Origin of the sequence: Pseudomonas sp. NY5710 (genome assembly GCF_013305665.1) — a bacterium.
GTDB lineage: Bacteria > Pseudomonadota > Gammaproteobacteria > Pseudomonadales > Pseudomonadaceae > Aquipseudomonas > Aquipseudomonas juntendi.
In genome coordinates, this window is record NZ_CP045554.1 from 4,527,379 (window position 1) to 4,545,893 (window position 18,515).

General features: G+C 60.9%; 15 protein-coding genes and 1 rRNA gene. 2 read left to right on the forward strand and 14 right to left on the reverse strand.

All coding sequences use genetic code 11. The annotated features are described in order from the left end of the window. Positions 1 to 185: 185 nt before the first annotated feature. The 10 genes from GEV39_RS20880 to mrcB form a co-directional block, all read right to left on the reverse strand. Positions 186 to 1,721: ribosomal RNA gene (locus GEV39_RS20880) — 16S ribosomal RNA — on the reverse strand. A gap of 926 nt (positions 1,722 to 2,647) precedes the next feature. Continuing rightward, positions 2,648 to 3,244 carry a protein-methionine-sulfoxide reductase heme-binding subunit MsrQ gene (gene msrQ, locus GEV39_RS20885; RefSeq protein WP_173891084.1) on the reverse strand — a complete coding sequence of 199 codons (597 nt, stop codon included), beginning with the start codon at positions 3,242 to 3,244 and terminating at the stop codon, positions 2,648 to 2,650. Next, the gene (msrP, locus tag GEV39_RS20890; RefSeq protein WP_173891085.1) at positions 3,244 to 4,257 is read right to left on the reverse strand and encodes a protein-methionine-sulfoxide reductase catalytic subunit MsrP; all 1,014 of its coding nucleotides are present in this window, start codon (positions 4,255 to 4,257) and stop codon (positions 3,244 to 3,246) included. The genes msrQ and msrP overlap by 1 nt, the downstream gene beginning before the upstream one ends. A gap of 79 nt (positions 4,258 to 4,336) precedes the next feature. Continuing rightward, positions 4,337 to 5,188: a CDP-diacylglycerol--serine O-phosphatidyltransferase gene (gene pssA, locus GEV39_RS20895; protein WP_009685387.1), complete on the reverse strand. Its 852-nt coding sequence runs from the start codon at positions 5,186 to 5,188 to the stop codon at positions 4,337 to 4,339. A gap of 150 nt (positions 5,189 to 5,338) precedes the next feature. Then, a complete protein-coding gene (ilvC, locus tag GEV39_RS20900; RefSeq protein ID WP_009685386.1) occupies positions 5,339 to 6,355 on the reverse strand; it encodes a ketol-acid reductoisomerase in 1,017 nt (338 codons plus the stop codon). Between the two features lie 56 nt (positions 6,356 to 6,411). After that, positions 6,412 to 6,903, reverse strand: coding sequence for an acetolactate synthase small subunit (ilvN, locus tag GEV39_RS20905; RefSeq protein ID WP_003250040.1), 492 nt, complete (start codon positions 6,901 to 6,903; stop codon positions 6,412 to 6,414). Position 6,904: 1 nt separating this feature from the next. Further along, entirely contained in the window at positions 6,905 to 8,629 is a 1,725-nt protein-coding gene (locus GEV39_RS20910) for an acetolactate synthase 3 large subunit (protein WP_173891086.1), read from the reverse strand. Between the two features lie 408 nt (positions 8,630 to 9,037). After that, on the reverse strand, positions 9,038 to 9,370 hold the full coding sequence (locus tag GEV39_RS20915; RefSeq protein ID WP_009685384.1) for a YqcC family protein: 333 nt from the start codon (positions 9,368 to 9,370) through the stop codon (positions 9,038 to 9,040). Then, complete coding sequence (locus GEV39_RS20920) at positions 9,370 to 10,173, reverse strand: tetratricopeptide repeat protein (protein ID WP_173891087.1); 804 nt, start codon at positions 10,171 to 10,173, stop codon at positions 9,370 to 9,372. Before GEV39_RS20920 ends, GEV39_RS20915 begins: the two co-directional genes overlap by 1 nt. Positions 10,174 to 10,188: 15 nt before the next feature. Then, positions 10,189 to 12,510 (reverse strand): penicillin-binding protein 1B, encoded by a 2,322-nt coding sequence (gene mrcB / locus GEV39_RS20925; RefSeq protein WP_173891088.1) that lies wholly within the window; start codon positions 12,508 to 12,510, stop codon positions 10,189 to 10,191. Positions 12,511 to 12,625: 115 nt separating this feature from the next. Between mrcB and GEV39_RS20930 the strand changes: the two genes are divergently transcribed. Both GEV39_RS20930 and GEV39_RS20935 read left to right on the forward strand, forming a co-directional pair. Beyond that, a complete protein-coding gene (locus tag GEV39_RS20930; protein WP_173891089.1) occupies positions 12,626 to 14,188 on the forward strand; it encodes a bifunctional aminoglycoside phosphotransferase/ATP-binding protein in 1,563 nt (520 codons plus the stop codon). Positions 14,189 to 14,427: 239 nt separating this feature from the next. Then, positions 14,428 to 14,706 (forward strand): TfoX/Sxy family protein, encoded by a 279-nt coding sequence (locus GEV39_RS20935; RefSeq protein ID WP_029886419.1) that lies wholly within the window; start codon positions 14,428 to 14,430, stop codon positions 14,704 to 14,706. A 179-nt stretch (positions 14,707 to 14,885) separates the two neighbouring features. Here GEV39_RS20935 and GEV39_RS20940 read toward each other — a convergent pair whose 3' ends face one another. Genes GEV39_RS20940 through GEV39_RS20955 form a run of 4 tightly spaced genes read right to left on the reverse strand, consistent with a single transcriptional unit; the run spans position 14,886 to position 18,506 of the window. Next, entirely contained in the window at positions 14,886 to 15,770 is an 885-nt protein-coding gene (locus GEV39_RS20940; RefSeq protein ID WP_173891090.1) for a ChaN family lipoprotein, read from the reverse strand. 50 nt (positions 15,771 to 15,820) lie between these two features. After that, the gene (locus tag GEV39_RS20945) at positions 15,821 to 16,588 is read right to left on the reverse strand and encodes a heme ABC transporter ATP-binding protein (protein ID WP_173891091.1); all 768 of its coding nucleotides are present in this window, start codon (positions 16,586 to 16,588) and stop codon (positions 15,821 to 15,823) included. After that, complete coding sequence (locus tag GEV39_RS20950; protein WP_173891740.1) at positions 16,588 to 17,571, reverse strand: FecCD family ABC transporter permease; 984 nt, start codon at positions 17,569 to 17,571, stop codon at positions 16,588 to 16,590. The genes GEV39_RS20945 and GEV39_RS20950 overlap by 1 nt, the downstream gene beginning before the upstream one ends. Positions 17,572 to 17,621: 50 nt before the next feature. Further along, a complete protein-coding gene (locus GEV39_RS20955; RefSeq protein ID WP_173891092.1) occupies positions 17,622 to 18,506 on the reverse strand; it encodes a heme/hemin ABC transporter substrate-binding protein in 885 nt (294 codons plus the stop codon). Positions 18,507 to 18,515 lie beyond the last annotated feature (9 nt).

An 18,515-nucleotide genomic window follows, 5' to 3' on the forward strand; every position in this document is an offset into this window, starting at 1 on the left:
AGCCTGATCACACACCAGTGAAAGTGCATGTCAGTCTATATCTATCACATATCCGAATTTTTAAAGAACGGTCTGACAAAAGTCAGAAATCAACATTCATCAACGAATGTTCATTTCTGAATTCTCATCAGCAAATGAATCAAGCAATTCGTGTGGGAGCTCATCAGCAGGCTGATGTCGTCGATTAAGGAGGTGATCCAGCCGCAGGTTCCCCTACGGCTACCTTGTTACGACTTCACCCCAGTCATGAATCACACCGTGGTAACCGTCCTCCCGAAGGTTAGACTAGCTACTTCTGGTGCAACCCACTCCCATGGTGTGACGGGCGGTGTGTACAAGGCCCGGGAACGTATTCACCGCGACATTCTGATTCGCGATTACTAGCGATTCCGACTTCACGCAGTCGAGTTGCAGACTGCGATCCGGACTACGATCGGTTTTGTGAGATTAGCTCCACCTCGCGGCTTGGCAACCCTCTGTACCGACCATTGTAGCACGTGTGTAGCCCAGGCCGTAAGGGCCATGATGACTTGACGTCATCCCCACCTTCCTCCGGTTTGTCACCGGCAGTCTCCTTAGAGTGCCCACCATAACGTGCTGGTAACTAAGGACAAGGGTTGCGCTCGTTACGGGACTTAACCCAACATCTCACGACACGAGCTGACGACAGCCATGCAGCACCTGTGTCAGAGTTCCCGAAGGCACCAATCCATCTCTGGAAAGTTCTCTGCATGTCAAGGCCTGGTAAGGTTCTTCGCGTTGCTTCGAATTAAACCACATGCTCCACCGCTTGTGCGGGCCCCCGTCAATTCATTTGAGTTTTAACCTTGCGGCCGTACTCCCCAGGCGGTCAACTTAATGCGTTAGCTGCGCCACTAAAATCTCAAGGATTCCAACGGCTAGTTGACATCGTTTACGGCGTGGACTACCAGGGTATCTAATCCTGTTGCTCCCCACGCTTTCGCACCTCAGTGTCAGTATCAGTCCAGGTGGTCGCCTTCGCCACTGGTGTTCCTTCCTATATCTACGCATTTCACCGCTACACAGGAAATTCCACCACCCTCTACCGTACTCTAGCTTGCCAGTTTTGGATGCAGTTCCCAGGTTGAGCCCGGGGCTTTCACATCCAACTTAACAAACCACCTACGCGCGCTTTACGCCCAGTAATTCCGATTAACGCTTGCACCCTCTGTATTACCGCGGCTGCTGGCACAGAGTTAGCCGGTGCTTATTCTGTCGGTAACGTCAAAACAGCAAGGTATTAACTTACTGCCCTTCCTCCCAACTTAAAGTGCTTTACAATCCGAAGACCTTCTTCACACACGCGGCATGGCTGGATCAGGCTTTCGCCCATTGTCCAATATTCCCCACTGCTGCCTCCCGTAGGAGTCTGGACCGTGTCTCAGTTCCAGTGTGACTGATCATCCTCTCAGACCAGTTACGGATCGTCGCCTTGGTGAGCCATTACCTCACCAACAAGCTAATCCGACCTAGGCTCATCTGATAGCGCAAGGCCCGAAGGTCCCCTGCTTTCTCCCGTAGGACGTATGCGGTATTAGCGTTCCTTTCGAAACGTTGTCCCCCACTACCAGGCAGATTCCTAGGCATTACTCACCCGTCCGCCGCTGAATCAAGGAGCAAGCTCCCGTCATCCGCTCGACTTGCATGTGTTAGGCCTGCCGCCAGCGTTCAATCTGAGCCATGATCAAACTCTTCAGTTCAATACTGCTTGGGTTTTTAAGAAACCCTAAACTTGGCTCAGCAATCTCAAATGACTATGTGATTTCTCGCATGGCCACTTGTGATGCTGATAATCTTTTTGACTATCAGTCCATACTCACAAGCACCCACACGAATTGCTTGATTCGATTTGTTAAAGAGCGTTTGGTTAAGATCGTTTCGTCTCAACCGAGGCGCGCATTCTACGCTTTCCTCATTTGCTGTCAAGCGTTTATTTTGAAGTTTTTTGCGAGAAACTCGTTTAGCTTCAAACACTTGACTCACTGCGATCTCTCGTAGCGGGAGGCGAATCATACAGCGTTTAGAAGCGCTGTCAACCATCATCTCAACCGCTTTCGATCATTTGATCGTAGCCCTTACAGCGCTTTCCGAATCGGTTAACTCATTGAATCTCAAGGAGTTTGTCGTTTCGTTGTCGCTGGAAGTGGGGCGCATTATAAGGGGATTCGAGAGGGCGTCAACCTTTAATTTCATTTATTTGGCATCTTCCAGGCGAAGGCCGTTTCGAGGCCGCGAAGTGTTCGCCACAGCACCTTCAGCGCCTGTGAGATCGAGCGCCGCGGGTGTACGCCACAACATTTCCAGCGCCTGCGAGATCGAGCGCCGCCCGCGCGGCGCTTCGCGGCTAAAGCCGCTCCTACATTTGTTTCGGGCCAATTATGCCTGCGGGATTTGCGCGCGAACGCCTCGGCGTATGTCTCGATATCGCGTCGTACCAACAGGGCGGTCGCGTGCGCCTGGCACAGGATGGACTGGCCCGAAACAAACGTAGGAGCGGCTTTAGCCGCGAAGCGCCGCGCGGGCGGCGCTCGATCTCACAGGCACTGAATGTGTTGTGGCGGACACCTCCCAACCCCACCAGTATCTATAAACAGGCCCATTGCCCAACCTGAACCCAACTACCCCCCTACCGCCTAACCAACCCAGCCAACCTCCGCGAAACCGCCGGAATCCTCAACCCCATCAACACAACCCCAATAAACGCATAAACCGCCCACTCCCGCAGATCCGAACGCACGATCCACAAGAAATGCAGCAACCCCAACCCCAACACCGCGTACACCACCCTGTGCAGCTTCTTCCACCGCGCGCCAAGCCGCCGCTGGCTATACCGGTTCGAGGTAACCGCCAACGCCAACAACCCAAGAAACCCCAGCGCCCCGACAATAATGTAAGGCCGCTTGCGCAGCTCCACCGCCAACTGTCCCCAATCCAGCCCGAGAATAAAGAACAGGTAACAGAGAATGTGCAGCACGATATACGCAAACACCCATAACCCCAGCTGCCGCCGCACCACGATCCAACCCGACCACCCCGTCAGCTTCTGCAGCGGTGTCATGCTCAAGGTCACCAGCAGGAAGTTCAGCGCGCCAAGCCCCAACCGGTCCATCATGATCTTGCCCGGGTCAGGCCCCAGCAACCCCGTTGCCGCTTCGTACAACCACCAGGCAGGAAACAGGCAGCCCACGATAAAGATCGCCAGACGAAACCAGGGATAGCGCATCAGTAGTTCTTCCGCAGGTCGAGCCCGGCATAGAGCGAGGCTACTTCGTCGGCATAGCCATTGAACATTTGCGTCTCCCGCACATTGGGACTGAATAGCCCGCTAGGCAGCCGCCGCTCCCGCGCCTGGCTCCAGCGCGGGTGATCGACAGTGGGGTTCACATTGGCGTAGAACCCATATTCATCGGGTGCCAGGCCCTGCCAGGTAGTCCCGGGCTGCTCGGCCACCAGGCTGATGCGCACGATCGACTTGATGCTCTTGAAGCCATACTTCCACGGCACCACCAGCCGCAGCGGTGCACCGTTCTGGTTGGGCAACTCGCGGCCATACATGCCTACCGCAAGCATCGCCAAGGGGTGCATCGCTTCGTCCAGCCGCAGCCCTTCTCTATAAGGCCAGTCGATCAGCGCAAAGCCCGAGCGTTGGCCAGGCATATGCTCCGGGTCTTTCAGCGTTTCAAAACGCACGTAACGGGCCTTCGAAGTTGGCTCGACCTGCTTCAGCACCTGAGCCAATGGGAACCCCAGCCACGGGATGACCATCGACCAGGCCTCTACACAACGCAGCCGGTATATGCGCTCTTCAAGCTGGTAGGGTTTGACGAAGTCTTCCAGGGCATAGCGCCCAGGCTTGCCGACTTCACCATCCACCACAACCGACCAAGGTTCGGTTTTCAGGCTGTCGCCATTGGCCGCCGGGTCACCCTTGTCGGGGCCGAACTCATAGAAGTTGTTGTAGTGGGTAGCGTCCTTGAACGGCGTGATCGCCTCCCCTTTGGCGGTGACTGCCTGCCACTGCGTGGCGCCGAGCTTTTCCGTGAACCAGCCAGGCGCCTTGCCCGGCTCGACATCGGCATAACGGCTGGCCTCGGCCGCGCGACCAACACTGGGCAATGCGCCCAGGGCCAGACCGGCCAACGAGCCACCCAACAACGTACGACGGGACAGGTAAATGCCTTCGGGGGTGATCTCCGATGCCTTGCACTCGGACGACCTGGGAAGCTTGATGAGCATGAGCGGCTCCATAGCACTGGGTAACGGACGTACCAGTAAGACTATGGAGCCGGCAGGTTATTCCAGCATTAAGCGTTTTTTACGCTTTACGGCGGCGCGACTTGAGCAGGAACTGGATAGGCCCCGAAGCCGCGTAGGCGAGGAAGATCAGCAGCAGGATACGCGGCGGGTCGCTGAACACCACGGCAAACACCAGCACCACGGCAAGAATGGCCACAAATGGCACACGGCCCTTGAGGTCCAGCTCCTTGAAGCTGTTGTACTTGATGTTACTGACCATCAGCATGCCTGCAGCCGCCACCAACAGCGCCACCAGGAACGACAGCTTGGAGCCCTGAATACCGTAGTCGCTGAACGCCCACACGGTGCCAGCCACAACACCCGCGGCAGCCGGGCTGGCCAGGCCGATGAAGTAGCGCTTGTCGGCGGTGCCGACCTGGGTATTGAAGCGTGCCAGGCGCAGCGCAGCGCCGGCAACATAGATGAAGGCGACCATCCAGCCAACCTTGCCCATGTCACCCAACGCCCAGCCGAAGGCCAGCAACGCCGGGGCCACACCGAAGGCGACCATGTCCGACAGCGAGTCGTACTCGGCGCCGAACGCGCTCTGGGTGTTGGTCATGCGCGCGACACGGCCGTCGAGGCCGTCAAGCACCATGGCCACGAAGATGGCAATGGCGGCAAACGCGAAATACTTGCTCGCTTCACGCGGGTCACCAGCGCTCAGGGCGCTCTGTGCGCTCATCGAGCTGATAATGGAATAAAAGCCGGCAAACAGGTTGGCGGTAGTAAACAGGTTGGGCAGCAGGTAGATGCCGCGGTGGCGCACTTTGCGACCTTCGGCGTCATGGCCTTCTTCAACGTGCTCATCGACCGGTAGCAGGCTTTCGGCGTCGGAGGGCTTGTTCGGCTCTTCGGGACGTTCGCTCATGGAGGGTACCTTGCAACAGGGTGGAAAATGTTCGACACGGGCCCGCGAAACAGGTTCTGACGGCAGGCCACTGGTCTGCTTTATACCAGATGCTGACTGCCAGAACGAAAAAACGCGGCCGAAGCCGCGTTTTTCATGTTGCGATGCTACTTAGTTCTTGGCTTTGTCGACGATCTTGTTCGCCGAAATCCAAGGCATCATCGAGCGCAGTTGCTCACCGATGATTTCGATGCCGTGCGAAGCGTTGTTACGACGCTTGGCGGTCATCGATGGGTAGTTGGTGGCGCCTTCGGAGATGAACATCTTCGCGTACTCGCCGTCCTGGATGCGCTTGAGTGCGTTGCGCATGGCCTTGCGGGATTCTTCGTTGATGACTTCTGGGCCGGTGACGTACTCACCGTACTCTGCGTTGTTGGAGATCGAGTAGTTCATGTTGGCGATACCGCCTTCGTACATGAGGTCAACGATCAACTTCAGCTCGTGCAGGCATTCGAAGTAGGCCATTTCCGGCGCGTAGCCAGCTTCAACCAGGGTTTCGAAACCGGCTTTGACCAGCTCTACGGTACCGCCGCACAGAACAGCCTGCTCACCGAACAGGTCGGTTTCGGTCTCGTCCTTGAAGGTGGTTTCGATGATGCCGGTACGGCCACCACCCACGCCAGCGGCGTAGGACAGGGCGACGTTCTTGGCGTTGCCCGAAGCGTCCTGGTAGATAGCGATCAGGTCAGGAATACCACCGCCCTTGACGAACTCGGAGCGCACGGTGTGGCCTGGCGCTTTCGGCGCGATCATGATCACGTCCAGGTCGGCGCGCGGCACAACCTGGTTGTAGTGGATCGAGAAACCATGGGAGAAGGCCAGGGTAGCGCCCTTCTTGATGTTCGGCTCGATTTCGTTCTTGTACAGCGTGCCCTGGAATTCGTCCGGGGTCAGGATCATCACCAGGTCAGCCGCAGCGACAGCGGTAGCAACATCGGCAACTTTCAGGCCGTGGGCTTCAGCCTTGGCAACGGTAGCCGAACCTTTACGCAGACCGACGGTAACGTCTACACCGGAGTCCTTCAGGTTGCACGCCTGAGCGTGGCCCTGGGAGCCGTAACCGATGATGGCGACTTTCTTGCCCTGGATGATGGAAAGGTCGCAGTCTTTATCGTAGAAAACTTTCATGAAAATACCCCTGGTTATATCTCGGCCCCCTGCGGAGCCATCGCTAATTTTTAAATTCAGATGCTGAGCACTTTGTCGCCACGGGCAATGCCGGTAACGCCGCTGCGCACGGTTTCGAGAATCGATGCGGTGCCGATGGCCTGGATGAAGCTGTCCAGTTTGTCGCTGGTACCGCTCAGCTGTACGGTGTACACGCTGGCGGTGACGTCGACGATCTGGCCACGGAAGATATCCGTGGTGCGCTTGATCTCGGCGCGCTGGGCACCGGTGGCCTTGACCTTGACCAGCATCAGTTCGCGCTCGATGTGGGCGCTTTCCGACAGGTCGACGAGCTTGACCACTTCGACCAGCTTGTTCAGGTTCTTGGTGATCTGCTCGATCACTTCGTCATGGCCAACGGTGGTCAGCGTCAGACGCGACAGTGTCGGGTCTTCGGTCGGCGCCACGGTCAGGCTTTCAATGTTGTAGTTGCGCTGGGAGAACAGGCCGACCACACGGGACAAAGCACCGGGTTCGTTTTCCAGCAGCAGGGAAATGATATGCCGCATATCAGGTACGCTCCGTCTTGCTCAGCCACATGTCACGCATCGAGCCATCCTTGATCTGCATCGGATAGACGTGCTCACTGCGGTCAACCGCGATGTCGATGAATACCAGGCGGTCCTTCATCGCAAACGCTTCTTCCAGCATCGGCTTGAGGTCCTTCAGGCTGGTGATGCGGATACCCACATGGCCATAGGCCTCGGCCAGCTTGATGAAGTCAGGCAGCGACTCGACATACGAGTGCGAGTGACGACCGTTGTAGGCCATGTCCTGCCATTGGCGGACCATGCCCAACACCCCGTTGTTCAGGTTGACGATCTTCACCGGCAGGCCGTACTGCATGCAGGTGGACAGCTCCTGGATGTTCATCTGGATGCTGCCTTCGCCGGTCACGCAGGCCACGTCCTGGTCCGGGAAGTTGAGCTTGATGCCCATCGCCGCCGGGAAGCCGAAGCCCATGGTGCCCAGGCCACCGGAGTTGATCCAGCGGTTCGGCTTGTTGAAACGGTAGTACTGCGCCGCGAACATCTGGTGCTGACCTACGTCGGAGGTGACGAAGGCATCGCCTTTGGTCACTTCGCACAGGGTCTCGATGACTTTTTGCGGCTTGATGACATTGCCGTCGCCCTTGTCGTAAGGGAACAGCTCACCATTGCCACGCCACTCGTCGATCTGCTTCCACCAGGTATCCAGCGCGGCCTTGTCGGGCTGCTCGCCGATTTCCTTGAGGATGCCGAGCATTTCGCTGAGCACGCTGTCGACCGGGCCAACGATAGGCACATCGGCCTTGATCATCTTCGAGATCGACGCCGGGTCGATATCGACATGGATGATCTTGGCATTCGGGCAGAACTTGGCCGGGCCGTTGACCACGCGGTCGTCGAAACGCGCACCGACGGCGAAGATCACGTCGGCATTGTGCATGGCCATGTTGGCGGTGTAGCTGCCGTGCATGCCGAGCATGCCGAGGAACTGGCGATCAGTACCCGGGAAGCCGCCCAACCCCATGAGGGTGTTGGTGACAGGCAGGTTGAGCGACTTGGCGATTTCGGTCAGCGCTTCGGAGCCACCGCCCAGGATCACACCGCCACCGGCGTAGACGATTGGGCGCTTGGCAGCCAGCAGCATCTCGGCCGCCTTGCGGATCTGGCCGGAGTGGCCACGGACCGCCGGGCTGTACGAGCGCAGCTTGACCTTTTTCGGGTAGACGTATTCGAACTTTTCAGCCGGGTTGGTCATGTCTTTTGGAATGTCGACCACGACTGGACCTGGGCGACCGGATTGCGCCAGGTAGAACGCCTTTTTCAGAATTTCAGGGATCTCGGTCGGGTGCTTGATCATGAAGCTGTGCTTCACGATCGGCCGCGAGATACCGATCATGTCGGTTTCCTGGAAGGCATCGGTACCTACCATGGTGCTAGGCACCTGGCCGGACAGGATGACCATCGGAATCGAGTCCATGTAGGCGGTGGCAATACCGGTGATGGCATTGGTCGCACCCGGGCCGGAGGTTACCAGCACCACACCGGCTTTGCCGGTGGCGCGGGCGTAGCCGTCCGCCATATGGGTTGCCGCCTGTTCGTGACGAACCAGGATGTGTTCCACTTCCGGTTCTTTGAACAGCGCGTCGTAAACATGCAAGAGAGCACCACCAGGGTACCCGTAGATGTGCTTAACGCCTTCGTCACGCAAGAAGCGGACGACCATCTCAGCGCCAGATAAAAGCTCCACGTTGTTCACCTCTAAAACGCCAGAATACCGCCCCTTCAGGACGGGTCTTAATAGGTTTACTGCCAAGCAGAGCATGAGCGAACGTCAGCACTGACTGAGCAAGTATTGGGAGCGCCCCAGAGTGTTGCGGGGTTTTCCCACCCAGCGCGAGGTAACGCGTTGCGGGGTGTAACAGGTCGGCGCGGGTGTGCGCCTCATGATCTGCTTAGCGGGTCTGCTTCTGGCAGTCCCTCTAAAGCGGAAGTTGGATTCTTGTGATTCGGCGCGCACAAGTCAAGAAAAATTATTGCCAATTTTTCCCCGAGATGAATTCTTGCAACCACTAAAAATCGCTTCAGCAGCAGAATTAATAAGATTTCCATAAAAAAGGGCCACAATCTGCGGCCCTTGACGAAAAAACTGAAGAAATCAGGCAGAAGGAGCGATCAATTGGTCAAAAGCTGCCAACAGTCGGCGCAGCTCACGACTTTGCTCGGGCCGGTCGGCAAACACCGTTTCGGCCATGACCAGAATGCTGGAGGCATTTGGCAGCGGCTGGCCGAGCTCGATAATGATCTTCATGCGTTGCAGGAAGATCCACTGCAGCCATTGCTCAAAACGCAAGGTATCGACGGCGAAGGGCACCGTACTGGCCAGCGCCTCATCGCTCGGTGGCTCGTCCTCCCACCAGCCTTGCACCTGCAACTCACGCTCGATCAGCAGCAGGTGGTCGGCGATGTCCAGAATACGTTGCTCGATCATCAGGAACTGACCCGCGCTTTTTGCCTGGCCAAGGCGGCGCCAGCGCTATCGCCCTGCTTTTCACGGGCCTGTGCGATGGTGTTCCACAGTTCGGCCTGCAGGCTGGGGCGGCCGTTGGCGTAGGTCAGGGCGCGACGCGCCAGCTGCTCGGCCTGGGGGGCATCGCCTTGCGACAAACGCACCTGGGCCAGGCGGTAGAGCACCTGCGGTTCGCGCGGGGCAATGCGCTGGGCACGCTCCAGGCTGGAAGCAGCGCCGTTGAAATCGCCACTGCCCTGCTGGGTGGTGGCGGTGGTCAGCAGTGCCAGTACTGGGCCGTCCAGCTGTTCGTCAGCCGCCAGGCCACCTGCAGCCGTGTTGCTGCGCGGAATTCCGGTGGGGGCACTGGTGCTTTGCGGGGCGTTGTTCATCGCCGCGATATCGAACGGTTCGTCGGCGATCGGGTTGGGGTTGGTGGTCATGGGCGCCGACGTGGCCGGCCCGGTAGTGATCGGCCCCGGCGTGATCGGCGCGGTGCTGATCGGCGCCGCGCCATTGGCCGCCGGGAAGGTCTGGATGCCCGAAGCGCCTGCGCCCTGCGGGATCATCACGGTGACGCCGGAATCCTCAGGCAGTTTTTGCGCTTGCGCGGTGCCAGCGTTGTAACCACCCGCCGGGCGGTTGGCAGACACGCGTTCGCTGTTCGACACGCGGGTGCTCGAATCGACCACCGGAATATTGCCGCGCGGGACGCTGGAGCACCCTTGGAGCACAGCCAGCGCCGTCACGGCAGGAAACAGCCACTTGTTCACGTCACACCTCATCAATGCAGCCTGCGCTTAATTCATCCAGCCCTTGACCCAGTCCATGACCGATTCAGCTGGATTCTGCTCGCCGCCACAGGTTGCGCCGGCGGGCGGTTCGCTGCCGCGAATATACGGCATCTGTACCGCTCCCGGACAGCTGCCGTCAGACCCTTGGCCGCTGTAGGGGTCGATCCAGGCTTGTACCACGTTGTCCGGTTGCGGCATGTCCAGCGGCAGCGGGTCGGCCTTCTTCATGAAACTGGTCCATACCTGCAGGGCACCGGTGGCGCCGGTGAACGGTGTTTTACCGTTATCGTCGCGGCCCATCCACACCACCGCCAGCAAATCCTGGCTGAAACCAGAGAACCAGCTGTCGCGCGAGTCGTTGCTGGTACCGGTCTTGCCCGCCAGGGTCAACGAGCGCGGCAAGGTGTTGTACACCGAGCGGCCGGTCCCTTCGCGCATCACTCGCTGCATGGCGTTCTGCACCAGGTAGATGGCACCCGGGTCGAAGGTTTGCTGGATCTGGAACGGGTAGCGCTTGAGCGGTTCACCCTCTGCGGTGAGCACGCTGCGAATACCGCGCATCGGCGTGTTGAAGCCTCCATTGGCAATGGTCTGGTACATGGTCGCGACCTGCATCGGCGACATGCCGCCAGCCCCCAGCAGCATGGCCGGGAAGGCTGGCCAGTCGACATTCACCCCCAGCCGGCCGATGGTCTTGATCACGTTCAGCACCCCCACTTCCAGGCCGATCTTGGCAGTCGACAGGTTGTAGGAATTGGCCAGCCCCTGGTACAGGTAGATCGTGCCGTGCGGGCGGCGGTCATAGTTTTGTGGGCGCCAGACCTGGCCGTCGCCACCTTTGACCGAGAACGGCTCATCCTGCACCCAGCTGGTCAGGGTGTACTTGCTTGGCTGCTCCAGCGCGGTCAGGTAAACGGCCGGCTTGACCAGCGAGCCGATCGGCCGCGAGGCATCGATGGCGCGGTTGAAGCCGGCGAAACCCGCCTGGCGGCTGCCGATCAGGGCCTGTACCTCACCGGTTTCCGGGTTGGTGACGACCATCGCCGATTCGACCTCGTCCGCCCCTTTGCGCCCGGCCAGGCGCTTGAACGTCTCGCTCATCGAGGCTTCGGCTTTCATCTGCAGGATCGGGTCGAAGCTGGTAAAGATACGCAAGCCTTCCTCGGTCAAGTCTTCATCGCGGTAGTCCTGGCGCAACTGCCGCTTGACCAGGTCGAGGAAGGCCGGGAAGGAGCTGTCGGCCAGGCTGCCACGTTTGGTCACGCCCAGCGGCATCTTCTTCGCTGCATCGACCTCCTCCTGGCTGGCCACGCCTTGCTCGGCCACCAGGTCGAGCACCAGGTTGCGCCGGGCCAGCGCACGTTCAGGGTAGCGCCGCGGGTTGTAGTAGGACGGGCCCTTGACCATGCCCACCAACAAGGCGATCTGGTGCAGCTTCAACTCCGACAGCGGCTGGCTGAAGAAGAACTGGCTGGCCAGGCCGAAGCCGTGCACGGCACGCTGGCCGTCCTGCCCGACAAAGACCTCGTTGAGGTAGGCCTCGAGGATTTCGCGCTTGTCGTAATGCAGTTCGAGCAGCACCGCCATCATCGCTTCGGTCACTTTGCGGCTGAGGCTGCGCTCGCTGCTGAGGTAGAAGTTCTTCACCAACTGCTGGGTCAGGGTACTGCCACCCTGGCGCATCGAGCCGGATGAAGTATTCACCCACATGGCCCGGGCGATGGACTTGGGCGACACGCCATGGTGGCTGTAGAAGTCGCGGTCTTCCGTGGCAACCAGGGTCTCGAGCAGGTATTTCGGCACCTGGTCGATCTTGATCAGAATGCGGTCTTCAAGGTTTTTCGGGTAGATACCGCCGATCATCAGCGGCTCCAGGCGCACCACGTCAAGCGCCTTGCCATTGGCCCCGGAAAGGCCGGCCACGTAATCGCCGGAGAACCGTACGCGCACGAACTGCGCTGGCTCCATGCCCTCGTAGAACTGGAAGCCACGGGTGTTGAGGTCGACGGTATTGCCGTTGACGGCGGCCGCCCCCGGGCCATTGGCCGCGCTTTCACGCCGGTAGCCAAGCGCGTCGAGCTCGGTGAGGAAGTCGTTCTTGCTCAGTTTCTGGCCGGTGAACAGCTCCAACGGCCGTGCATACACCTTGGCCGGGATGGTCCAGCGCTTGCCAGAGAACTTCTCCTGGACAACGGCATCGAGGTAAACCGCGAAGCCGGCGACGATCACCAGGCCTACCAGGCTGAGCTTCAAAGCCCAGCCCAGCCAGGCGCGGGAGCGGCCGGTCGGGCGTTTTTGAGGGGTACGGGGAGTTCGGGTTCGGGTCATGACGGCGGATTATACGCACTTTGGGAAGACTGGGCAGGCGGCCCGGCGGTAGGCAGGGACGGCACCATTGACCATAATGATGCATTCGAATTCCCTGCCCCCGGAAGGATTTGCCGTGAGCCAAGCTCTTATCACTGCGTTGCAGAACCCCGCCCTGTACCCCCACCCCGTGGACGGGTTCCAGCTCATCGAGACGCATATCTCCTGGGTGCTGCTGACGGGCGAGTACGCCTACAAGATCAAGAAGCCGATGAATTTCGGCTTTCTCGACTTCACTGGCCTGGACCAGCGCCAGCATTTCTGTAACGAAGAATTGCGCCTGAACCAGCGCCTGACCGACGGCCTGTACCTGGACGTTCTGCCGATCACCGGTAGCGCCGACGCGCCACAGCTCGCCGGCGAAGGCCAGGCCATCGAATATGCACTGAAGATGCGCCAGTTCCCCCAAGGGCAGATGCTCAGCACCCTGCAGGCCAATGGCGAACTGAACGCCACGCACATCGACCAGATGGCCCGGCAGATCGCCGAATTCCATCTGCAGGCCCCGCGTGTACCGGTCGAGCACCCACTGGGCACGCCGGAGGCCGTCATGGCGCCGGTGGAGCAGAACTTCGAGCAGATACGCCCGTTCCTCAGCGACAAGGCCGACCTGCAACAGCTAGACGCCCTGCAAGCCTGGGCACGCAGCAGTTTCGAGCGGCTGCATGGCCTGCTGGAAAAGCGCAAGGCCAATGGCTTTATTCGCGAATGCCACGGTGACATTCACCTGGGCAACGCCACGCTGATCGATGGCCGGGTGGTGATCTTCGACTGCATCGAATTCAACGAACCGTTCCGCCTGACCGACGTCTACGCCGACACCGGCTTCCTGGCGATGGACTTGGAAGACCGCGGCCTCAAGTGCCTGGCCCGGCGCTTCATCAGCCAGTACCTGGAACTGACCGGCGACTACGAAGGCCTGGAGCTGCTCAACTTCTACAAGGCCTACCGCGCACTGGTACGGGCCAAGGTCGCGCTGTTCAGCATGCCGGCCAATGCCGATGGCGTGCAGCGTGCCACCACCCTGCGCACCTACCGCAACTACGCCAACCTGGCAGAAAGCTACAGCGCCATCCCTTCGCGCCTGCTGGCCATCACCCACGGCGTATCGGCAGTGGGCAAAAGCCATGTGGCCATGCGCATGGTCGAGGCGCTGGGCGCAGTGCGCGTGCGTTCGGACGTAGAGCGCAAGCGCTTGTACGGCGAACAGCAGCAGGCTGAGGCCACCCAGCTCAGCACCGGCATCTATGCCGAGGAGGCCAGCACTGCAACTTACCGGCGCCTGCACGAAGTCGCCGCGACCGTGCTGCGGGCAGGGTTCCCGGTGGTGCTGGATGCCACCTACCTCAAACGCGAACAGCGCCAGGCTGCGGCCGAGGTAGCCAGCCAGACTGGCGTGCCGTTCCTGATTCTGGACTGCCACGCGCCGGACGCAGTGATCGCCAGCTGGCTGGAGCAGCGCCAGGCCGAGAACAGCGACCCGTCGGATGCCACCCTGGAGGTGGTCAAGGCGCAGCAGGCCAGCCGAGAGGCGCTGGATACGCAGGAGCTGGCGCAGAGCACCCACGTTGACACCCAGACGGCTGGCAGCATGGACCAGGTGATCGAGCAGATTCGCCAGCGTCTGCCTGGCTTGTAAGCTAGTCGATTTTCCTGCGCCGGCCCTTCGCGGGCTTGCCCGCTCCCACAGGTAAACCACAGCCCTTGAAGGCTGCGCCGAACCTGTGGCAGCGGGCGAGCCCGCGAAGAGGCCGGCACAGGGCATCTCATCGCCCCGGTGGCAAAAAGCCGCGTATTCCCCAACCCCCGCTACACTCCTCTCTGACCTGCTCGCGATTTATCTCCCCATGACCCGTTCAGCCATCGCAAGGAGGCTCGATGAACGATGAATTGCAGCATCTGAAAAACCTTGGCAAGACCTCTGCGCAGTGGCTGCATGCGGCCGGCATTCACAGTGCATCGGATCTGCGCCGCCTGGGTGCCGTGGGTGCATACCAGGCCGTGAAGACACGAGGGTTTCGCGCATCGAAGGTGCTGTTGTATGCCATTGAAGGCGCCCTGCTGGATATGCACTGGAACGATTTGCCCCTCGAACGCAAGGAAGCCCTCAACCAACAACTGGATGCGAAAACCCCCGCGCAAAAAAATCCAAAATAAGCGCGACAAGAGGATTGACGTCTAAATGAGAATTGTTATGATTATCACAACTGGTCGCGAGACTGGTTGGATAAGCTAAGAGCCCCTGGTTCGGACTCTCAGATTATCTCCTCATCAGGCTAATCACGGTTATTGACCCGGCAATTTGCCGGGTCTTTTTTTGCCCGGGGTTTCATGTCTTATCGTTTCAGTTGGGTGCAATAATCCTGCTCTGGCATCGCCGCCGTGTACCACACGTAATCGGCCTCACCCGCTTCAACCTTCTCGCCCACCTCGGCCAGCATCAGCACTTTGCTCGCACCCGGTGCGCCCAGGTCACTCAAATGCAACGGCACGCCCAGGTCCTTGCGCACGTGATAGGCCCCGGCAAACAGCAGTGCCGGTTGCGGCGCCGCCAGCAAGCGCTTGGCCATGCGCCGGTCACGCTGCTGCTGCACGGCCAGCATCGCCGGTAGCTGGCTTTCCGGCAGCATCCCGCAATGCCCGGCGCGCACCTGCTGCAGCAACCTCGCCCTGACGGTCGCCGCATTGGTTTTCTCGCCCGCCAATGGCGGCGGCTGCCGGTAGGCCTGGCGCATTTCACCTGGGGAAAGGTTGCCGGCCAGTAGGGGTATCTGCTGTTGCAGGGCTGAACGCACGATCGGCCCGTACAACTGCCAGTCCCAGCCCTCCTCCCACGCCAGTGCCTTGGGCAAGTCTGCCGGCAAAGGTTGCCCTTCGAGCCTGTCCACCAGCGGCTGCTGTTCAGGTTGCAGCATCTCCAGCAATAAGCTGCCCTGGGCACGCTGGCTCTGCAGGGCGCGCAGCAACCACACTTGCAGTGCGTGGTGGTCGGGGTTGTCATGTTTTTCACCGACCAGCACTCGCGGTGCGGTAGCCAGGCGCTGCACCAGTTGGTCCGGGCTGATTACCTGCCCGCTGCCGAGATCGACCACCTGCCCAAGCTGGGCATGCGTGCGCCCTTCGGTGCTCTGCCAGGCAGGCAACGGTGGCAGGCTGGCCTGGCAGCCGCCCAATACCAGTAACATGCACAGCGAAAAACCGGACAACAGCGGGTATCGCATTGGCAGTAGCTCCTTGGTAGCGGCCGCTCACGACAGCGATCGGGCCAGCTTCAACGGGTGATGATCAGCGGGTGGCCACGCTCAGGATGTGCCTGCACCAGCACGTCGATCCCGTACACGGCCTTCAACGCTGCCGGCGTCAGCACCTGTTCAGGCGAGGCAAAGGCATGGCAACGCCCCTGCTCCAGCAACAAGATCCGGTCACAGTAGCGCGCCGCCAGGTTCAGGTCATGCAAGATCACCAGCACCGCAGCGCCGCGGTCGGCAAAGCGGCGCACCGCCTCCAGGGTAGTGTGCTGGTGCAGCGGGTCGAGCATCGAGGTGGGCTCATCGAGCAACAAGGTAGTGCCCTGTTCCCCCGGCCACAACTGTGCCAGCACACGGGCAAGGTGCACGCGTTGCCGCTCGCCGCCGGACAACGCCAGGTAACTGCGCCCCACCAGGTGCCAGGCATCCGCCGCCTGCAACGCCGCTTCGACAATTTCGGCGTCGCGGCGCTGCCCGGTGCCGTGCGGCATGCGGCCCATGGCCACCACTTCCTCGACGCTGAACGAAAACCCCAGGCTCGACACCTGAGGCAATACGGCCAGGCGCCGGGCCCGCTCCTGTCCAGGCCAATCACCGAGGGCGCGCCCCTGCAACGTCACCCGCCCACGGCCTGGCACCAGCTCGCCACACATCACGCCCAACAGGCTGCTCTTACCCGCGCCGTTGGGGCCGAGCACGCCCACCACCTGGCCAGGGGGCAATTGCAGATCAATGTCATGCAGCACCTCGTGGCTGCCCCGCCGCAAGTGCAGGCCCTCGGCATGCAACATCAGCTGCGCCCTCGCACCAGCAGGAACAGAAAGAACGGCGCCCCGACAAAGGCCGTGACAATGCCGATCGGCAACTCGGCGGGCGCCAGCAGCAGCCGTGCCGCCAGGTCGGCAAACAGCATCAGCACACCGCCAGCCAGCAGCGAGGCTGGCAACAACACCCGGTGATCCGGCCCCGCCAGCAAGCGCACCAGGTGCGGCACCACCAGGCCGATGAAGCCGATCAGGCCGGCAGCCGCAACAGCTGCACCCACCCCAAGCGCCGTGCAGAACACCAGTTCGCGCTTGAGCCGTTCCACATCAACGCCCAGGTGGCGGGCCTCGGACTCCCCCAAAAGCAAGGCATTCAGCGCTTTGGCCCGCCGTGGCAGCCACAGTGCCACACCCGCCGCCACCAGCAACAACGGCCATAGCCGGTCGTAGCTGGCACCGTTGAGGCTGCCCAGGTTCCAGAAGGTCAATGTACGCAACGTGGCGTCATCGGCCAGGTAAGAGAACAACCCCACCACCGCGCCGCCCAGTGCCGTCATCGCGACCCCGGCCAGCAGCATGGTGGCCACGCTGGTCTGCCCATCGCGGCGGCCTAGGCGGTAGACCAGCGCCGTCACGCCAAGGCCCCCGACAAAGGCACAGAACGACAGCAAATACGGTGCAAAGGCCTCTGGCAGGCCGCCGAACCAGGCCCCGCCGACAATAGCGAGCGCCGCGCCCACGGCCGCCCCGGCGGCCACCCCGACCAAACCCGGATCGGCCAGCGGATTACGGAACAACCCCTGCATGGCGACCCCGGACAACGCCAGCACCGCGCCCACTGCCAGCCCAAGCAAAGTGCGCGGCAGACGGATCTGGCCAAGGATCATTTCGGCCTGTTGCAAGCCGTCGGCGCTAATGGGCAGGCCCATCAACCGCAGGCCCGCACGCAGGGTATCGAACAGCGGCAGGCTGACCGGCCCCAGCGCCAGCGACAGCCACACCGCCAGCAGGCACAGCAGGCTCAGGCAAATGAACAATGTACGTGGCCGGACCCGCTGGTTCATTGTACGAAGCTGGCCTTGGCTGCCGGGTAGAAGGTAGCAGCCAGCGATTGCAAGGTCGCCGGCAGGCGCGGCCCAAGCCCACCGACCAGCAGTGTGGGGTCAAGCGACAACAGGCGTTGCTCACGCACGGCACGCGAAGCCGCCAGCGCCGGGTTTTCTTTCAACAAAGCCTGCAGCGCCAGCTCATCGGCCAGCGCCCGATCGGAAAACACGATCACATCCGGGTCCAGGGCAGCCAATGCTTCGTTCGAGAAATGCTTGTAGCCCTGATGCTCTGCCAGGTTGCGCCCGCCGGCCTGGCCCAGCAGCCAGTCACCGGCGGTGCCCTGCCCGGCGATCAGCGGCTTGGCCCCAGCGTGCCCTACCAGCAGCAACACCCCCGGTGCCTTGTGCTGCGCCTGGGCCTGCTGGACCTTGGCGTGCAAGGTTTGCAGTTGCTGATGGTAACCCGCGGCCAGCGCTGTGGCCTGCGGTTCTGCGCCCAGCAGTTGCCCCAACTGCTTGAGGTTGCTGTCTACCGCCGCCAGCTCGGCCTTGCCGGAAAACAGCTCGACACGCACACCGGCCTTGCGGATTTGCGCCAGTACCGGCGGCGGGCCCATTTCTTCGGTACCCACCAGCACATCCGGGCGCAGGCTGAGCACGCCCTCGGCCGACAACTGGCGCTGGTACCCCACGCTGGGCAGCGACTTCAACGAAGCTGGGTGCTGACTGGTCGTGTCCACCCCCACCAGCCGCGCTTCACCACCCAACGCGCATATCCACTCGCTCAGCGCGCCGCCGGCGCTGACCCAGCGTTGCGGCAGGTCTGCCGCCAGGGCCTGGCTAGAGAGCACAAGGCTTGCACACAAGGCGAGCAAAGCGGCGGGACGACGCATCATCGGGTTCCT